At 58.6% G+C, this 13,738-nt stretch carries 13 protein-coding genes; 5 read left to right on the top strand and 8 right to left on the bottom strand.

Translation table 11 applies throughout. The features are described from left to right. Window positions 1–14 precede the first annotated feature (14 nt). From ACZ0AI_RS06550 to ACZ0AI_RS06565, 4 genes are all read right to left on the bottom strand, one after another. Window positions 15–1,307, bottom strand: a complete 1,293-nt coding sequence (locus ACZ0AI_RS06550; protein ID WP_179538312.1) for an MFS transporter — start codon at window positions 1,305–1,307, stop codon at window positions 15–17. 69 nt (window positions 1,308–1,376) lie between these two features. Beyond that, on the bottom strand, window positions 1,377–2,408 hold the full coding sequence (locus ACZ0AI_RS06555) for a Zn-dependent oxidoreductase (RefSeq protein ID WP_179538313.1): 1,032 nt from the start codon (window positions 2,406–2,408) through the stop codon (window positions 1,377–1,379). A gap of 60 nt (window positions 2,409–2,468) precedes the next feature. Further along, entirely contained in the window at window positions 2,469–3,680 is a 1,212-nt protein-coding gene (gene manD, locus ACZ0AI_RS06560) for a D-mannonate dehydratase ManD (protein ID WP_179538314.1), read from the bottom strand. A 4-nt stretch (window positions 3,681–3,684) separates the two neighbouring features. Further along, window positions 3,685–4,686, bottom strand: a complete 1,002-nt coding sequence (locus ACZ0AI_RS06565) for a sugar kinase (protein WP_463565063.1) — start codon at window positions 4,684–4,686, stop codon at window positions 3,685–3,687. Between the two features lie 151 nt (window positions 4,687–4,837). On the opposite strand from ACZ0AI_RS06565, the gene kdgR reads away from it, so the two are divergent. Further along, the gene (kdgR, locus tag ACZ0AI_RS06570; protein WP_179538316.1) at window positions 4,838–5,620 is read left to right on the top strand and encodes a DNA-binding transcriptional regulator KdgR; all 783 of its coding nucleotides are present in this window, start codon (window positions 4,838–4,840) and stop codon (window positions 5,618–5,620) included. A 101-nt stretch (window positions 5,621–5,721) separates the two neighbouring features. On the opposite strand, the gene ACZ0AI_RS06575 is transcribed toward kdgR, so the two are convergent. The 3 genes from ACZ0AI_RS06575 to ACZ0AI_RS06585 all read right to left on the bottom strand — a co-directional run bounded on the left by ACZ0AI_RS06575 (window position 5,722) and on the right by ACZ0AI_RS06585 (window position 7,685). Then, window positions 5,722–6,531, bottom strand: a complete 810-nt coding sequence (locus ACZ0AI_RS06575; RefSeq protein ID WP_179538317.1) for an NYN domain-containing protein — start codon at window positions 6,529–6,531, stop codon at window positions 5,722–5,724. A gap of 183 nt (window positions 6,532–6,714) precedes the next feature. After that, complete coding sequence (locus ACZ0AI_RS06580; RefSeq protein ID WP_179538318.1) at window positions 6,715–7,104, bottom strand: hypothetical protein; 390 nt, start codon at window positions 7,102–7,104, stop codon at window positions 6,715–6,717. Between the two features lie 20 nt (window positions 7,105–7,124). After that, window positions 7,125–7,685: a hypothetical protein gene (locus ACZ0AI_RS06585; protein ID WP_179538319.1), complete on the bottom strand. Its 561-nt coding sequence runs from the start codon at window positions 7,683–7,685 to the stop codon at window positions 7,125–7,127. 309 nt (window positions 7,686–7,994) lie between these two features. Here ACZ0AI_RS06585 and ACZ0AI_RS06590 point away from each other — a divergent pair, with 309 nt between their 5' ends. The 3 genes from ACZ0AI_RS06590 to ACZ0AI_RS06600 all read left to right on the top strand — a co-directional run bounded on the left by ACZ0AI_RS06590 (window position 7,995) and on the right by ACZ0AI_RS06600 (window position 9,580). Then, window positions 7,995–8,324, top strand: a complete 330-nt coding sequence (locus tag ACZ0AI_RS06590) for a hypothetical protein (protein ID WP_463565064.1) — start codon at window positions 7,995–7,997, stop codon at window positions 8,322–8,324. A 531-nt stretch (window positions 8,325–8,855) separates the two neighbouring features. Further along, window positions 8,856–9,146 (top strand): Arc family DNA-binding protein, encoded by a 291-nt coding sequence (locus tag ACZ0AI_RS06595; RefSeq protein ID WP_463565065.1) that lies wholly within the window; start codon window positions 8,856–8,858, stop codon window positions 9,144–9,146. 80 nt (window positions 9,147–9,226) lie between these two features. Further along, window positions 9,227–9,580 carry a hypothetical protein gene (locus ACZ0AI_RS06600; RefSeq protein ID WP_463565066.1) on the top strand — a complete coding sequence of 118 codons (354 nt, stop codon included), beginning with the start codon at window positions 9,227–9,229 and terminating at the stop codon, window positions 9,578–9,580. Between the two features lie 138 nt (window positions 9,581–9,718). Here ACZ0AI_RS06600 and ACZ0AI_RS06605 read toward each other — a convergent pair whose 3' ends face one another. Then, window positions 9,719–11,512, bottom strand: coding sequence for a sensor domain-containing phosphodiesterase (locus tag ACZ0AI_RS06605; protein WP_463565067.1), 1,794 nt, complete (start codon window positions 11,510–11,512; stop codon window positions 9,719–9,721). A 281-nt stretch (window positions 11,513–11,793) separates the two neighbouring features. On the opposite strand from ACZ0AI_RS06605, the gene ACZ0AI_RS06610 reads away from it, so the two are divergent. Further along, entirely contained in the window at window positions 11,794–13,713 is a 1,920-nt protein-coding gene (locus tag ACZ0AI_RS06610) for an ATP-binding protein (RefSeq protein ID WP_463565068.1), read from the top strand. Window positions 13,714–13,738 lie beyond the last annotated feature (25 nt).

Here is a 13,738-nt window from a genome sequence, read left to right on the forward strand (position 1 = left end):
GTGTGGGTGGCCGCTCATGGCCGACTCAAGGCCGAATTCGGGTTGGTGCTGGGTACTGCAGCCTTGCCGCTATCAGCTGCCGAAAGCGGTTTGACGTAGCGTGCCACGCACACCGCACCGATCACAGTCAGCAACCCGGCGAGCAGGAACGCCGTGGTGAACGAGCCGGTGAACTGCACCAGAAAGCCGGTCAGGGTCGGGCCGATGATGCCCGAGGTGTTGGCCAGAAAATGCATGAAGCCGCTGACCCCGCCGACCCGCGCCGCAGGCACGGTGTCCTGGATGATCGCCCAGTAGATCGCCCCGGTCAGGTACAGGAAGAACACTGCACAGGCGACGAGGATCACCGCCGGATACAGCGTCTTGACCAGACCGGCAAAGGCGATGCAAACGGCGCAGAGCAACAGGCAGGTCACCAGCACCACTTTGCGCGAGAACATAACCCGCCCGGTTTTCTTGAACACGAAGTCGGAGATGAATCCGCCTAGGGCTAGGCCCAGGAACCCGAGCAACCAGGGGATGACCGTGGCGATGCTCATGTCCTTGACGTTCAGGCCGTGGGCCATGGTCAGGTAGCTGGGGAACCAGGTGAGGAAAAAGAACAGCGTGTAGTTGTAGGAGAAGAACGCCAGGGCGGTGAACAGCACGGTCGGTTGCTTGAGGTAGTAGCGCAGCGGATGGACTGGCAGCGAGGAGACTTCGCTTTTTTCCTCGGCGCGGCGGATTTCCTCGGCGACCTTGCCGTCAGGCTTGTCCTTGACGAACTTGAACCAGACAACCGCCCACACGAGCCCCATCAGCATGATGATGATGAACGACACCTTCCAGCCGTAGCTGACGGCGATAAAACCCACCACCGGCCCGGAGATGGCGCCGCCCAGCGGGGTGCCGGACATCGAGGTGCCCAGCGCTCGCGCACGTTGCTTGGGTGTGTACCAGTTATTGACCATTTTGCTGGTGGTGACACTCAACGGCCCCTCACCCATACCGAACAGGATGCGGATGATCACCAGCGAGACCAAGCCGACGGTGAGCACCGTCAGCCCGCTGAACAGCGACCACAACACCATCGCCAGCAACAGCGTGGTCTTGGCTCCATATCGGTCGGCGGCCCAGCCACCGATGAAATTGAACGCCGCATAGCCGACGAAGAAACTGCTGAAAATGATGCCCATTTCACCCGTGGTCAGACCGAAGTCCTCCTGGATGAACGGGGCCGCCACGGACAATGCTGAGCGATCCAGGTAGTTGATGACGCCTGCCAGGAACAGCATGATGATGATTAACGTGCGACCTTGACCAAACATTGGAACCTCCCGCTTTTTGTGTTTATTCGGTGAGGGGTGCCCCGAGGGGGCACGAATCTCTGCACAGCGTTATGAGTGGGCCCTGCCCACCTCGACGAGCACCTTGCGGGTCTGTTCGGGGTGGTTTTCGATTAGCCCGATGGCAGCCGGCATGTCGTCGAAGCTCACCTGATGGCTGATCAGTTCCTGTACCTGCAGCTTGCCGCTGGCGATCAGCTCGATGACTTTCGGGAATTTGCGGTTGTTTAGGCGCGAGCCGACCAGCGTCAGCTCTTTCTTGATCATTTCCAGCTGCACCAGGTCGCTGGGTTCGGCGTTGAACCCCAGCAGGCCGATACGCCCAGCCGGTGCCGCCAAACGCACCATCTGTGGCATCAGCGCCGGAATGCAGGCCGCATCTACGATCAGCGGCACGCCCTCACCCTGGGTCACTTCGCGCATGTGCGCCTCGACATCGACCGCCTTGCCGTTGAGGACACGACTGGCGCCCAGCGACTTGGCCGTTTCCAGGCGCGTGTCGATGACGTCGGTCACTGTGATGTCGGTAAGCCCCAGGGCCCGGGCCATCTGCACCAGGGTCAGGCCGATCACGCCAGCGCCGTAGATCAGCAAGCTGTCGCCCGGATGGGGCTGCATCCGATCCAGCACGTTGAGAGCGATGGTGTAAGGCTCCACGAGCGCGGCGTGGCTGAGCGGCAGCGTGTCTGGCAGGCGATGGGCATTCTCGGCCGGCACGCAGACGTGCTCACTGAACCCGCCGTCGCGGTGTACGCCAATCACCTGAAGGTGCGTGCACACGTTCGGCCGGTCGATGCGGCATGGGTAGCAGGTGCCGCAGCTGATGACCGGGTCTATGCACACGCGGTCGCCCGCCTTGAGGTGCTCGACTCCCGGGCCTACTTCACGCACCACGCCGGAGAACTCATGGCCGGTGATGCGTGGAAAACGCACAAAGGCGTTCTGCCCGTGGATGATGTGCATGTCCGAGCCACAGATCCCGGCGTAGGCCACATCGATCTTGACCTCACCCGGCGCTACCTGCGGCACTTCGACATGGGCCAGCGCGAACTCAAAGGGTGCATTTACCTGAAAAGCTTTCATGGACAACTCCTGACAGGGCGGACGCCGCCCTGTGTGCTTGTTGTTATGGATCCGCCGCGGTTACCAGTGCCAGAGAGTGCCGTCTTCCAGGCGATTGACCGGTAGGCTTGCGCGCTTGTAGGGATATTTCGCCGCCAGCTCTTCGTTGATGTCGACGCCGTGTCCCGGGGTTTTGCCAGGGGTGAAGTGGCCATCATCGAAGCGGTAGGCGTGAGGGAAGACTTCGTCGATGCGCTCGTCGTGAGGCATGTGTTCCTGAATGCCGAAGTTGGGCACCCAGGTGTCGAAATGCAGCGCCGCGCCCATGCACACTGGCGACAGGTCGGTGGCGCCATGAAAGCCGGTGCGCACCTGATAGAGCGCGGCAAAGTCGGCGATGCGCCGCACGTGGGTGATGCCGCCGGCATGCACCAGCGTGGCGCGGATGTAATCGATCAACTGTTCCTGGATCAGCTCGCGGCAGTCATGGATCGAGTTGAACACCTCACCTACCGCCAGCGGTGTGGTGGTGTGCTGGCGAATGAGGCGGAAGGCTTCCTGGTTTTCGGCCGGGGTACAGTCTTCGAGCCAGAACAGGTTGAAGGGCTCGACCGACTTGCCCAGGCGGCCTGCTTCTATGGGCGTCAGGCGGTGATGCACGTCATGAAGAATGTGCAGGTCGTCACCGAATCGCTCGCGCACGGCGGCAAACAGCTTGGGCACATGGTTCAGGTATTTGGCGGTGTCCCACACGTGTTCGGCGGGCAGGTCACTGTCGGCGGGCTCATAGCGCTCCCCGCTGCGCTTGGCCACGCCATATGTGGTGGCAATGCCCGGAATCCCGCACTGCACGCGCACCGCCTTGTAGCCCAGTTCGACATGCCGGGCGACTTCGTCCAGGCAGCCTTCGATGTCCTTGCCGGTGGCATGTCCATAGACCATCACCCGCTCGCGGCTCTTGCCCCCGAGCAACTGGTACAACGGCATCTGCGCGGCCTTGGCCTTGATGTCCCACAGGGCGACGTCCACGGCGGCAATCGCGGTCATGGTGACCGGGCCGCGACGCCAGTAGGCCCCGCGGTACAGGTACTGCCAGATATCTTCGATACGATGTGCGTCGCGGCCAATCAGTGCCGGCAGCACATGCTCTTCCAGATAGGCGACCACCGCCAGTTCCCGGCCGTTCAGGGTCGCGTCGCCGATCCCGTAGATACCGGAATCTGTGACGATTTTCAGGGTGATCAGGTTGCGCCCCGGGCAGGTGACGATGACGCGGGCTTCGGTGATTTTCATGGGGTCAGGCCTCTACGGCAGAAGAGAATGAAGACAGATCCAAAACGGGCATGGCATCTCGAGGGATCAGGGCCCCGCGGTGCTGGACGACCTGGGAGGCCAGTCGATGGCCCCAGCGCGCCGCCAGTTGCGGATTGCCACCCTGCAGGCGGCACGCCAGATAGGCCGCGCTGAACGAATCGCCCGCCGCCGTGGTATCGACGATCTGGCCCACCTGCTCCGCGGGTACTTCGAAACGGCCCGTGTCGCACTGGATCAGACACGATGCCTCACCGCGCTTGAGGGCGATTTCAGCTACGCCGAATGCGGCATAGGCCTGGAACAACGCGTCCGTATCGGCATACCCGAACAGCGCGGCATCATCTTCCCAGGTGATCAGGGCCAGATCTGTCAGGCGCAGTACATCGCCATAGGCGTCGCGCGCAGCTTGAGCGTCGGGCCATAGATGGGGGCGGTAATTGTTGTCGAAGACGATGCGGGTACCCGACTCACGGGCGTGGCGCAGAGCGTGCAGCAGGCGCTCACGGCCTGTGGCCGTAAGAATCGCTAGGCTGATGCCGCTAAGGTAGAGATAGTCGTAACCGGCGAGCGCCCGGAGCAGGTCATCGGCGGCGTCACCGTCGAACATCTGCCGTGCGGCGGCTTCACCACGCCAGTACAGAAAGCGTCGCTCGCCTTGGGCGTCGGTCTGAATGAAATACAGCCCCGGCAGCGCACCCTTGATTTCACGCACATGCTGGTCGCCGACACCCTCGTCGCGCCACAGCTGACGCATGGCGTCACTGAAGCTGTCGTCGCCAAGGGCGGTGACGTAATCCGCGCTTACCTGCCCCACAGGACTCAGCCGGGAGAGGTAGACCGCTGCGTTGAGCGTGTCGCCGCCGAAGGTCTGGCTGAACGCTGAAGCGTTGTCTCCACGCATCTCGATCATGCACTCGCCGATAAGCGCGACCTTGAGCCGGCGAGATGAATCGGTATTCGGGCATCGCCCGGTTATTGCATTCATGGCTACGCGCCTTTGTTATTTTTAAAACGGCGTTTCATTTCTAGCTTGTGAGGGCGAGTTTAATCCGAATTCTTGCCTCGTCAAGAAAAATGAAACAGCGTTTTGATTCGCTAGCGTATATCCTCTGGTTTTAGTTTCCGTTGGAGCCTTCATGGACAACAGCACCCTCCAGAACAACGAACTGGTCTCTGCCGTGGGCCGCACCATGGCTGTCCTTGAGGCGCTGGCCGAGCATCCCGAGGAAAGCGGCGTATCGGAACTCGCCCAGAAACTGGATATGTCCAAAAGCACGGTCTACCGCTTCCTGCAGTCGCTCAAGGCGCGTGGCTATGTGGTTCAGGACGCCGAGGATCGCTATAGACTCAGCGTCAGACTGTTTGAATTAGGCGCGCAGGCCCTGCCCCATCTGGACATCATCCGGGAGGCGGAACCGGGCATGCGGCGCATCAATGAATTGACCAGTGAGACTGTGCACCTGGGGATCCTTGACGAAGGCAGCATCGTCTACGTCCACAAGATCGACTCCAAATACAACCTGCGCATGTATTCGCGCATCGGTCGGCGGGCGCCGCTCTACTGCACCGGGATTGGCAAGGTGCTGATGGCTTGGCTTGAGCAACCGGAGTTGCTGGCCCACCTGCAGGAAGAGAGTTTCGAGCGCCGCACAGCCAACACCTTGACCAGCATCGAGGCCTACCTGCAGGAACTGGAGGTGGTTCGCGCCCAGGGCTACGCGGAGGATCATGAGGAGTTCGAGGACAACATGCGCTGCCTGGCAGCACCGATACGCGACCGCTTTGGCCATGTGATCGGCGGGCTGAGCGTGTCCTTCCCGTGCTTTCGCTTCCGCGAAGAACTCAAGGAGGATTACGTCAAACGGCTGATGGAAACCGCGCAACAGGTTTCTGCGCAGTTGGGCTGGAATAGGAAGTAGCTCATGCAAACCATAGCAACGGCTGCTTTAAGATAAATCGGTCAGCGCGGCGGCGTCAGTAGAGCGTGAGTGGTGTCACCGCCCTTTTTGCTATGCCGCCGTCACGCATGGGCCGTATTTTCCGCATTATCTTCGTCCTTGGCAGCCAACCCGACATTCCAATGCCCACCGTGCTCCTGAACCAAGTGCAGCAGATCATAGGTTCTGGTCATATCGAGTAGGCCTGAGTGGCCGTAGGCATTTGGCGAGAACGCCGGATCCGTCCGTTTGAGGTACTGGCCGAGGGCGCTCAAGCTCACCTTCCCTTCACTGGTTCCGCCTGCCAATAGCGACACGGCATCCACGACAAACTTGGGTCGCCGTTTGACCACCGGCTTGCTGGAGTCAAGCTTGATCGCCTCATGCTTGGCGCAGGCTTCAGTTTTTGTCAGTTTGTCGACCTGCTCCCCTGCAGCGTCCAAAAGGTGTTCTTCGCGACGCCATTCAAAAAATTGGTCGCTGGCGTTGCGTAGCGCATCCGGCGTCTTGGCCTCCCCAACTATGCACACAGTGGCGCCACGCTCCCTGAGTTTGCGGCACAAGTAGGCGAAGTCAGAGTCGCTGGTGACCAGACAGAACGTGTCTGCCCGGTGGTCAAACAGCGCCTCCATTGCATCCAGGGCCAAGGCGATATCGGACGTATTCTTGCCAGCAGCGTATTGGTACTGCAGGCAGGGCGTGAAGGCCAGGCGCACTAAAGCCTCCTGCCACTTGTTGGCCAAGGTGCCGTGATTGCCGTAACCACGCCTCAGAACAACACGTCCGAACTGGGCGACTACACGCAAAGCGTGTTCCAAGATTTCTGGTGACACGTTGTCGCAATCAACCAGAACAGCTACGCGCGTTTCTCCAGCTGGAGTGAAAACTCCCATCCTTGGCTCCTACTAACCCGAACAAGCTTCGTGATCGCTAACATAACGGCAGGTCTGACGAAGTCACTCTCTCCCATATGGTGCCACGTATCCCGCCGGGCTAAGAAATCCCCAGAGAGGGGTTACGTCTGTTCTCTCGTCTAACGTACTCCATTGATTGCGAAATGGTCGTCTGCAGCAGATCTACTCACCGACATTGACCCCCGCGCAATTGTGTCCAGACAGATCGAGGTTGGTGATCGTCTTCTGCTTGTTGACGAAGATCGAGACCCTGCACCCGGAGTCTTGAATGTAGTCTTCGTAATACGTGGTGTTTACTCGCACGCCGCCCTGAACATCAGTGGTACGTCCGGTTTGGCGAGTGCGCCAGTATGAAGTGTCCCTGCTCCAGATCAGAACTGCCTGCCCTTCGCCTACTGGCTTCATTTCGTCAGGTGCGCCGAAGAACTCGATGGCTTCAGCCGCACTACGTCCATTCCATTTACTGCGTGCGCCGTATTCGGGAACACTGGGTATCTGACCGCATCCAGCTATGATTACCGCAACCAGAGCGCCGACAAGTACGTTACGCATGCTTTCTGCTCCGCTACTGTTTAGGGCTTGGTATTGCCAAGCATTTCATCGAGATCTTTTAGCGTCTGATCCCTTTGCTCCAGCGGAGCCTGCTGAATGAACATCTGTTGGGCGAGGTTGATCATCTGACCAGCGTCCATCTTGCCAGCAGATAACATCTGGTTATTTGTTCGGTTGCCAGGCGCGCAGGCAAACGCGAACGTCCTTTGCAGCCAGTACTCTTCGACACCGCGCCATCCGGGCGAGAACGGAGCTTCTCGTACTCCGAGGTCAATACGATTGAAAACCTTGGCGCTGGTTAAGCGTGTCTGCCGTTGTGAGCACTTAACCTCGACCTCATAAGCCGCGAATGCCGGCATCGTAACGTCTTGGAAGATGTGCAAGATCAGGAGAGACAGGACATCCCCCGGTTTCTGCAAGATGCCCGTAGCATCGGCTACGTACATCTCATTTTTCCGACCCTCACCCTGACCGTAGATGATCCAGTAATCACCGTGGGCGGTCTGGGCATAAGCCATTGGGGCGCAAACGACCAGGGCAGCAGAGAGCAATAGGTACCGAAAATGCGTTGAAAGCAGCATTGAGATCTTCCTTGAATTTGGCACTGCACCATCATCTGCAAGTTTGCAGCCTTACAGACTGAGGATGAAGCTCGACCCAGCAGGCTAGGACTCAGAGACCGGCAGCTCAATAGCACACATGAGCTATGGCGGTTCAGCGCCCCGCTCAGCACCCTCTCCCACACCTTTTGCGTGAGCCGGACAGTTGCCAAGAGCGTAAGACGGATTCTGGCTTTCGAATACCAAGCAACCATATCTTTAAGAACAGACGGAGTGTTTTCGGCGTTTTTTGCCGAGATGGCGGCAGTCTGAAGTGCAAGGAGATCAACAATGCTGCGATTGGCCATGATGGGATGTTCTGCACTGCTAGTTACGGGTTGCGGATACCCAGATTTCGAATGCACCCAAGAACAAGCCTACAAAGTCGCGACCGAATACATAACCGAAAATCTGGAAGCACCAAAGTCGTTGGTGTTCCCCGCTTTTGGTGCTGACGGGATCCAGATTACTCAAGTCGAAAGCTGCAAATTCGACGTGTCGGCGTATGTAGAGATGGTGGATGCTGAAGGGGCCAAGGTACGCCGACAGTTCTCCGCACAGCTCCTCGGTGTGAGGGCAGATCAAGACTGGATAAGGCAGCGGCTGAAAATCGAAAAGTGATGCACTTTCCGCGTGACCTTCACTCTAGGAGATCACGCAACAAGCCCATGTCCGCTGAGCTGTTGCATTTGCCCGGATAGCACTACTGGAAACCTACTGCAGCTTTCCAGTTACCGAGACCGGCCGACCCTGCGCAGTCTGATGACGAGACTTCCCTGTAGAAGTCGAATTCTTTGTCAATCAACCCATACATCAAAACGCAATCCCGGGTTTTCTCACCGTCCTCTAAGTCTGTTGATAGAAAGTCCGTTCTCGCAACAACGGCCGGCAGCGTACGTCCGCTAGAGGGCTAAATCGCGGGCTCTGCCGACAATGCCATAGCGGGCTGCCTGACGGCGGATCATGGCCCCAATCTCCCCGATCTAGATCAGCGCCTGGCTGCTCAGCAGTCAAAAATCCACCCTACGAAACCCGGCGCAAGCTCGCAATTCCCAGTCTCTCCCTAGCTGTGCGAAGCCCAATTAATAAGGAGAACTTTTCGTTAAATTCGCCTACAAATTTGTATCAGTACTCAACCTGCAGGAGCACAAAATGGCTGCACGGAAATACCCAAGTGGCTTAAAGGATAAGTTCGTGGTGCGCATGCCTGATGGGATGCGTGCAAAGGTCGCTCAACTCGCTGGCGAAAGCGAAGTAAGCATGAACAGCGAAATCGTCGAAGCCATTGAGGCGCACCTTGAAATCCACGCAAGGCAGAATTTGCTGATAGACGCACTGCAAGCACAGCAGATCCAGCCTCAGCCAAAACAACCCAAGCCGAGCATGAAGCCAGCGACTGAAGACCTCGACTACCTCGACGGGCTGAAAAAAACCAAACGCTGAGCCGACGAATTGCCCTCGACCCATTTCATGGCCGGACTTAGAATAACTGTATATACATACAGACTAGCTATGGTGCGGCCATGCATTATGAAGTCCTCTCTCTGTTCGAACGCGGCAAGCGCAAGCCTAAGAAAGCCTACAGCTCCGAACCCCGGTTGAGGGCTGATGTACGAATTGAGGAAGCGCTGGAGACGCCTTTCGGGCGCCGGTCAAGCATTGCCATTACCGTCCCATCTGCTCAAGGTGGTAATCCCTTACCCCAGCTCTATGAGGCTCGTATCGGCGGCATGGCGATACTCGCCCTCACCATTGAGGGCGTGGAGTTCGTTGATGGCGTTATGTACCAGCAGGAATGGCACTGCCGAGAACCTGAACACAAGATCCAGGTGCCCTGGACACTCTGCCCCCGCGGCCCGCTGGACGAACTGCTCTGAACAACCCGCTCTATCAACCAGAATCACGCAGCGCATATAGGACATGACGCGGCCGCGTCTAGGATTGTCATGAGGGCTGCCTGTGCCCTTTTCGTTTCGCCAGCGACATCTTCCGCGCCACACATCGCGTGCGGAGCCTTAGATAAGGCCAGCCGGGCTCTTGTGGCCATTCAACCAGGCCACCAACTCGGCCGGCGATAATGGCTTGGCAAAATAGTATCCCTGGCCCTGCTGACACCCCCAGCCGCGCAGCAGGTGGTAGTGCAGTTCGGTTTCAATGCCTTCGGCCACGACCGTCAGACGCAGATCCTTCACCAGACTGATCAGGCCGCGGATAATGTGCCAGTCGCTGTTACCCGGTTGGAGGTCGGCCAGCAGCGAGCGGTCGAGCTTTACGCTGGTGGCAGGAATCTGCCGTAGATAGGCCCAGTTGCTGTAGCCGCTGCCGAAGTCATCGATGCCAATGGCCACCCCCAGGTCACGAAAGCGTTGCAATTGTGCTTGCACGGCTGGGAAATCGGTTACCAATACGCTTTCAGTGAACTCGAGTTCGATGTGCTGAGGCGCCACATCGAAGTCGTGTAGCGCCTGAACCAGCTCATCGAACAGCAGGCCATCGGTCAAGTCCAGGGCCGACACGTTCAGCGATGTGGTCATTTCCAGCCCTTCGCTTGCCCACTGCGCCAACTGCTCGCAGACACGTCGAACGACCCACCGCGTGATGTGCCGGATCGAAGCGGTGGTTTCAGCAAGAGGAATGAATTCGGCGGGACTGATTTCCCCCAGCGTTGGATGCGTCCAGCGCAACAGTGCTTCAACGGCCACGCAACGATTGCTCGCCAGATCGACCCGTGGCTGGTACACCAGCCTGAACTGATCCGCAGAGATAAGGGCTGATTCGATGGCGTTGAGCAGCTCGGTGCTGCGCCTCAGACTTGAATCGATCGCGGGGTCGTAATCGAGCCAGCGACGTTCACTTGCGCGCGCAGCATCAGTGATGCTGGCCATCAGGCGCAGGATATCCATTGGTGCAGCAGCCTCACGATCCAGCTGCAGCACGCTGATCCCCACATCGGGGAACACAGGCACGTCCGCGCTATACAGAGGTCGAGCGAGAGCGTCCACGATGCCACTGAGCAGGCTCTGCAATGACAGCTCCTGCGAGGGCGCAAAGAGGGTTACGAAACCTAATGTGCCTGAGCGGTATAGGCGTCCGCGCTCAGGCAACACCGCCAGCAAGACCTCCTTGACTGCCAGCATGAAGTTAACGAAGAACTCCATTCCCAACGCCTTGACCAATCGATCCATACCGGACGCGGATAGCGGCTCCACCAGAATGGCAACCCGGCCATCCCTCGCCGATTCGGTCAGAAGATCTGCTTCGAAGCGTTGCCGATTTGGCAGGCCTGTTGTCAGGTCATAGAAGTGCTGACGATGGATCGACTCAAGGCGTGCCACGACCACCTTGGCAGCGTCTCGCAACAGAGCCTGGCCCTGCTCGTCCATCGGGCGGTGGGTTTCTCTGTCGATGATGCACAACCTGCCAAGGCTCAGCCCGGGCTGGATAACCAGGGGCGCGCCTGCGTAATAGCGGATGAAAGGGTCACCATTGACCAGCGGGTTACTCGAAAAACGCGGGTCACTGAGAGGGTCGCAGACTTCCAGCACGGCCCCTTCGTCGAGGTTGTGGGCGCAGAACGACATCTCACGCGGTGTGCGCTCGGGCTCCATGCCAACCCGGGCCTTGAATACCTGGTAGTCGCGCTCGATGATGCTCACGAGCGCAGTAGGTACCCCGAAGTACGCGGAAATCATTGCGACGACGCTGTTGAGCACTGGATCCGAGCCGATTTCCAGCTCCGACGTCAAACGATCCACTTCGGCCAAGCGTGCGAGTTCTTCTTGCGGGGTAAGGATGTTGCACGAGGTCATGTTGGCTACTATCGGGAAAGGCGTAAGGGGAAATATAGCGCTGGGTTGTCTAATGTTGCATGGCCGATCCTATCGATGACGCGTCCGGTTGGACAATTGGGCTTTGCTCACATGCCAGATAGATCAAAGCTATAGGCCGCACCTGCATGTTTCCCGCGCAGGCTGAAGCAGGTTGTACAATTAGTCGAAAGGGCCTGTACTGACGTATCGATTGCCCTCGCGCGTTGTCACTCATCCCTGTTGCACATCCGAAATTCCGGATCTGGCCCCTGGAGCCCTATTTGATCAGTATTTTGTCACGGGGCCTGCAGTTGGTCCGCCGCTTGGCGCGCACTCAGCCAAGCAAGCCGAGCCGTTATGCGGGCGCAGTCCTAGTCGTGGCGTTCTGCTGCGCGCTGCGTGCACAACTTCCTTTTGCAGCACTACCGTACCTGTTTTTCATTCCCGGCTTGATGTTCATCGGTTTCTGTTTCGGCGTTGGCCCTTCACTGCTAGGTTGCATGTTGTCGGTACTGGCGGCGCACTACTTCTTCATCGGGGCGATCGGCTTCCAGGACGGTTTGACCGCATGGATCAGTAGCGCGAGTTTTGCTCTGGTCACCTTCGGTATGGCTGTCGTCTGCACGCTTTTCCGCCGAAGCTTGAACGCACTCTCTGACATCAACGAGCGCCTTGAGCATGAGGTCGAACGGCGCACCCTAGAGCGCGATGGCATCTGGAATGTCTCCCCAGACCTGATCTGCACCCTGTCCGAGGGCGGTGAGGTGGTGGCGATGAATCCGGCCTGGCAAACCGAGACCGGCCACACTGAGCAGGTTCTCAAGGATGGAGCTTTTTCCGCGTTCATCTCTCCTTCCCAATTGTTCGACGCCCTGCGCAGCCTAGATCAGCGGCCGATCGCAGAACTCGACACCCAGGGGACTCGCAGCAATGGTCAGCCGCTGCACCTGAACTGGCGAATCGCACGTCGTCAGGGCCACTACTTCGCGGTCGCCCGGGATATCACCCAACACAAAAAGCGCCAGGAAGCCTTGGAGCAAGTCAGGGCACAGTTGCAGCAAAGTCAGAAGATGGAAGCGGTGGGTCAGTTAACGGGCGGACTGGCGCACGACTTCAACAACCTGCTCACGGTGATCACCAGTAGCCTGGACTTGCTCGACCAGCGTATCGCTCAAGGGCGGCACAGCGAGCTCGCGCGATACGTTGCGCTGGCCCGCAACGCCTCCGCCCGGGCGGGCTCCCTCACCCACCGCCTACTCGCCTACGCCAGGCGTCAGACATTGGCGAGTACGGTGGTCGACCCAGGATTGCTGATCCAGGACATGAAAGAGCTGATCAGCAGAACGCTGACACCGCGTGTCGAGCTGGAGGTCGCGACACCAAAGGAATCCATCTTGTGCTTGTGCGACGCTCATCAGCTTGAAAATGCGCTACTGAACCTGTGCATCAACGCACGCGACGCCATGCCCCAAGGCGGACGATTACGGATAGAGGTCAGCAAGCAGCGCATCGAGCCGGCGCAAGCCACCGAGACGCTAAAAGCGGGTGAATATGCTCGCTTCCAGGTAACCGATACCGGCATGGGTATGCCACAGAGCGTGGTGGAGCGCGCGTTCGATCCATTCTTCACTACCAAGCCATTGGGCTCAGGTACCGGTCTTGGCCTCTCCATGGTGTACGGTTTTACTCGGCAGTCATCCGGCGACGCCCAGATCGAATCGGAGGTGGGAAAAGGCACCACGGTGAACCTGTTTCTGCCACTTCACTCCGGCACGCCGACCACTGCCAGCCTCGCCGCGCCATCCACTTCGGAAGATGCGTCTCACACGCCGAGCGGTCTAATTCTCGTGGTCGACGATGAGGACGCAATCCGGGATCTCGTCGGCGAAACACTGGAAGACATTGGCTATGAGGTCGCCAAGGCAGCGACTGCTGCCGAGGCGCTGCAACTGCTTGAGCAACTGCCTGAGATGGGTCTGATGATTACAGACATCGGCCTGCCGGGCGGCATGAGCGGCGATGAGTTAGCCGTAGCCGCGCTGAATGCACGTCCAGCGCTCAAGGTGTTGTTCATTTCCGGCTACGCCGAGAACGCCGTACCCGCGATTGCCATGAAAAGCGGCCAGACCGAATTGCTACTCAAACCATTTGAAGTCAAGCAGTTCAAGGTGACGGTTCAGAAACTGCTTGCTCCGCGCTGAAATCACTCATTAGCCTTCCCACCAT

It is taken from the genome of Pseudomonas sp. AC355, from assembly GCF_979258205.1.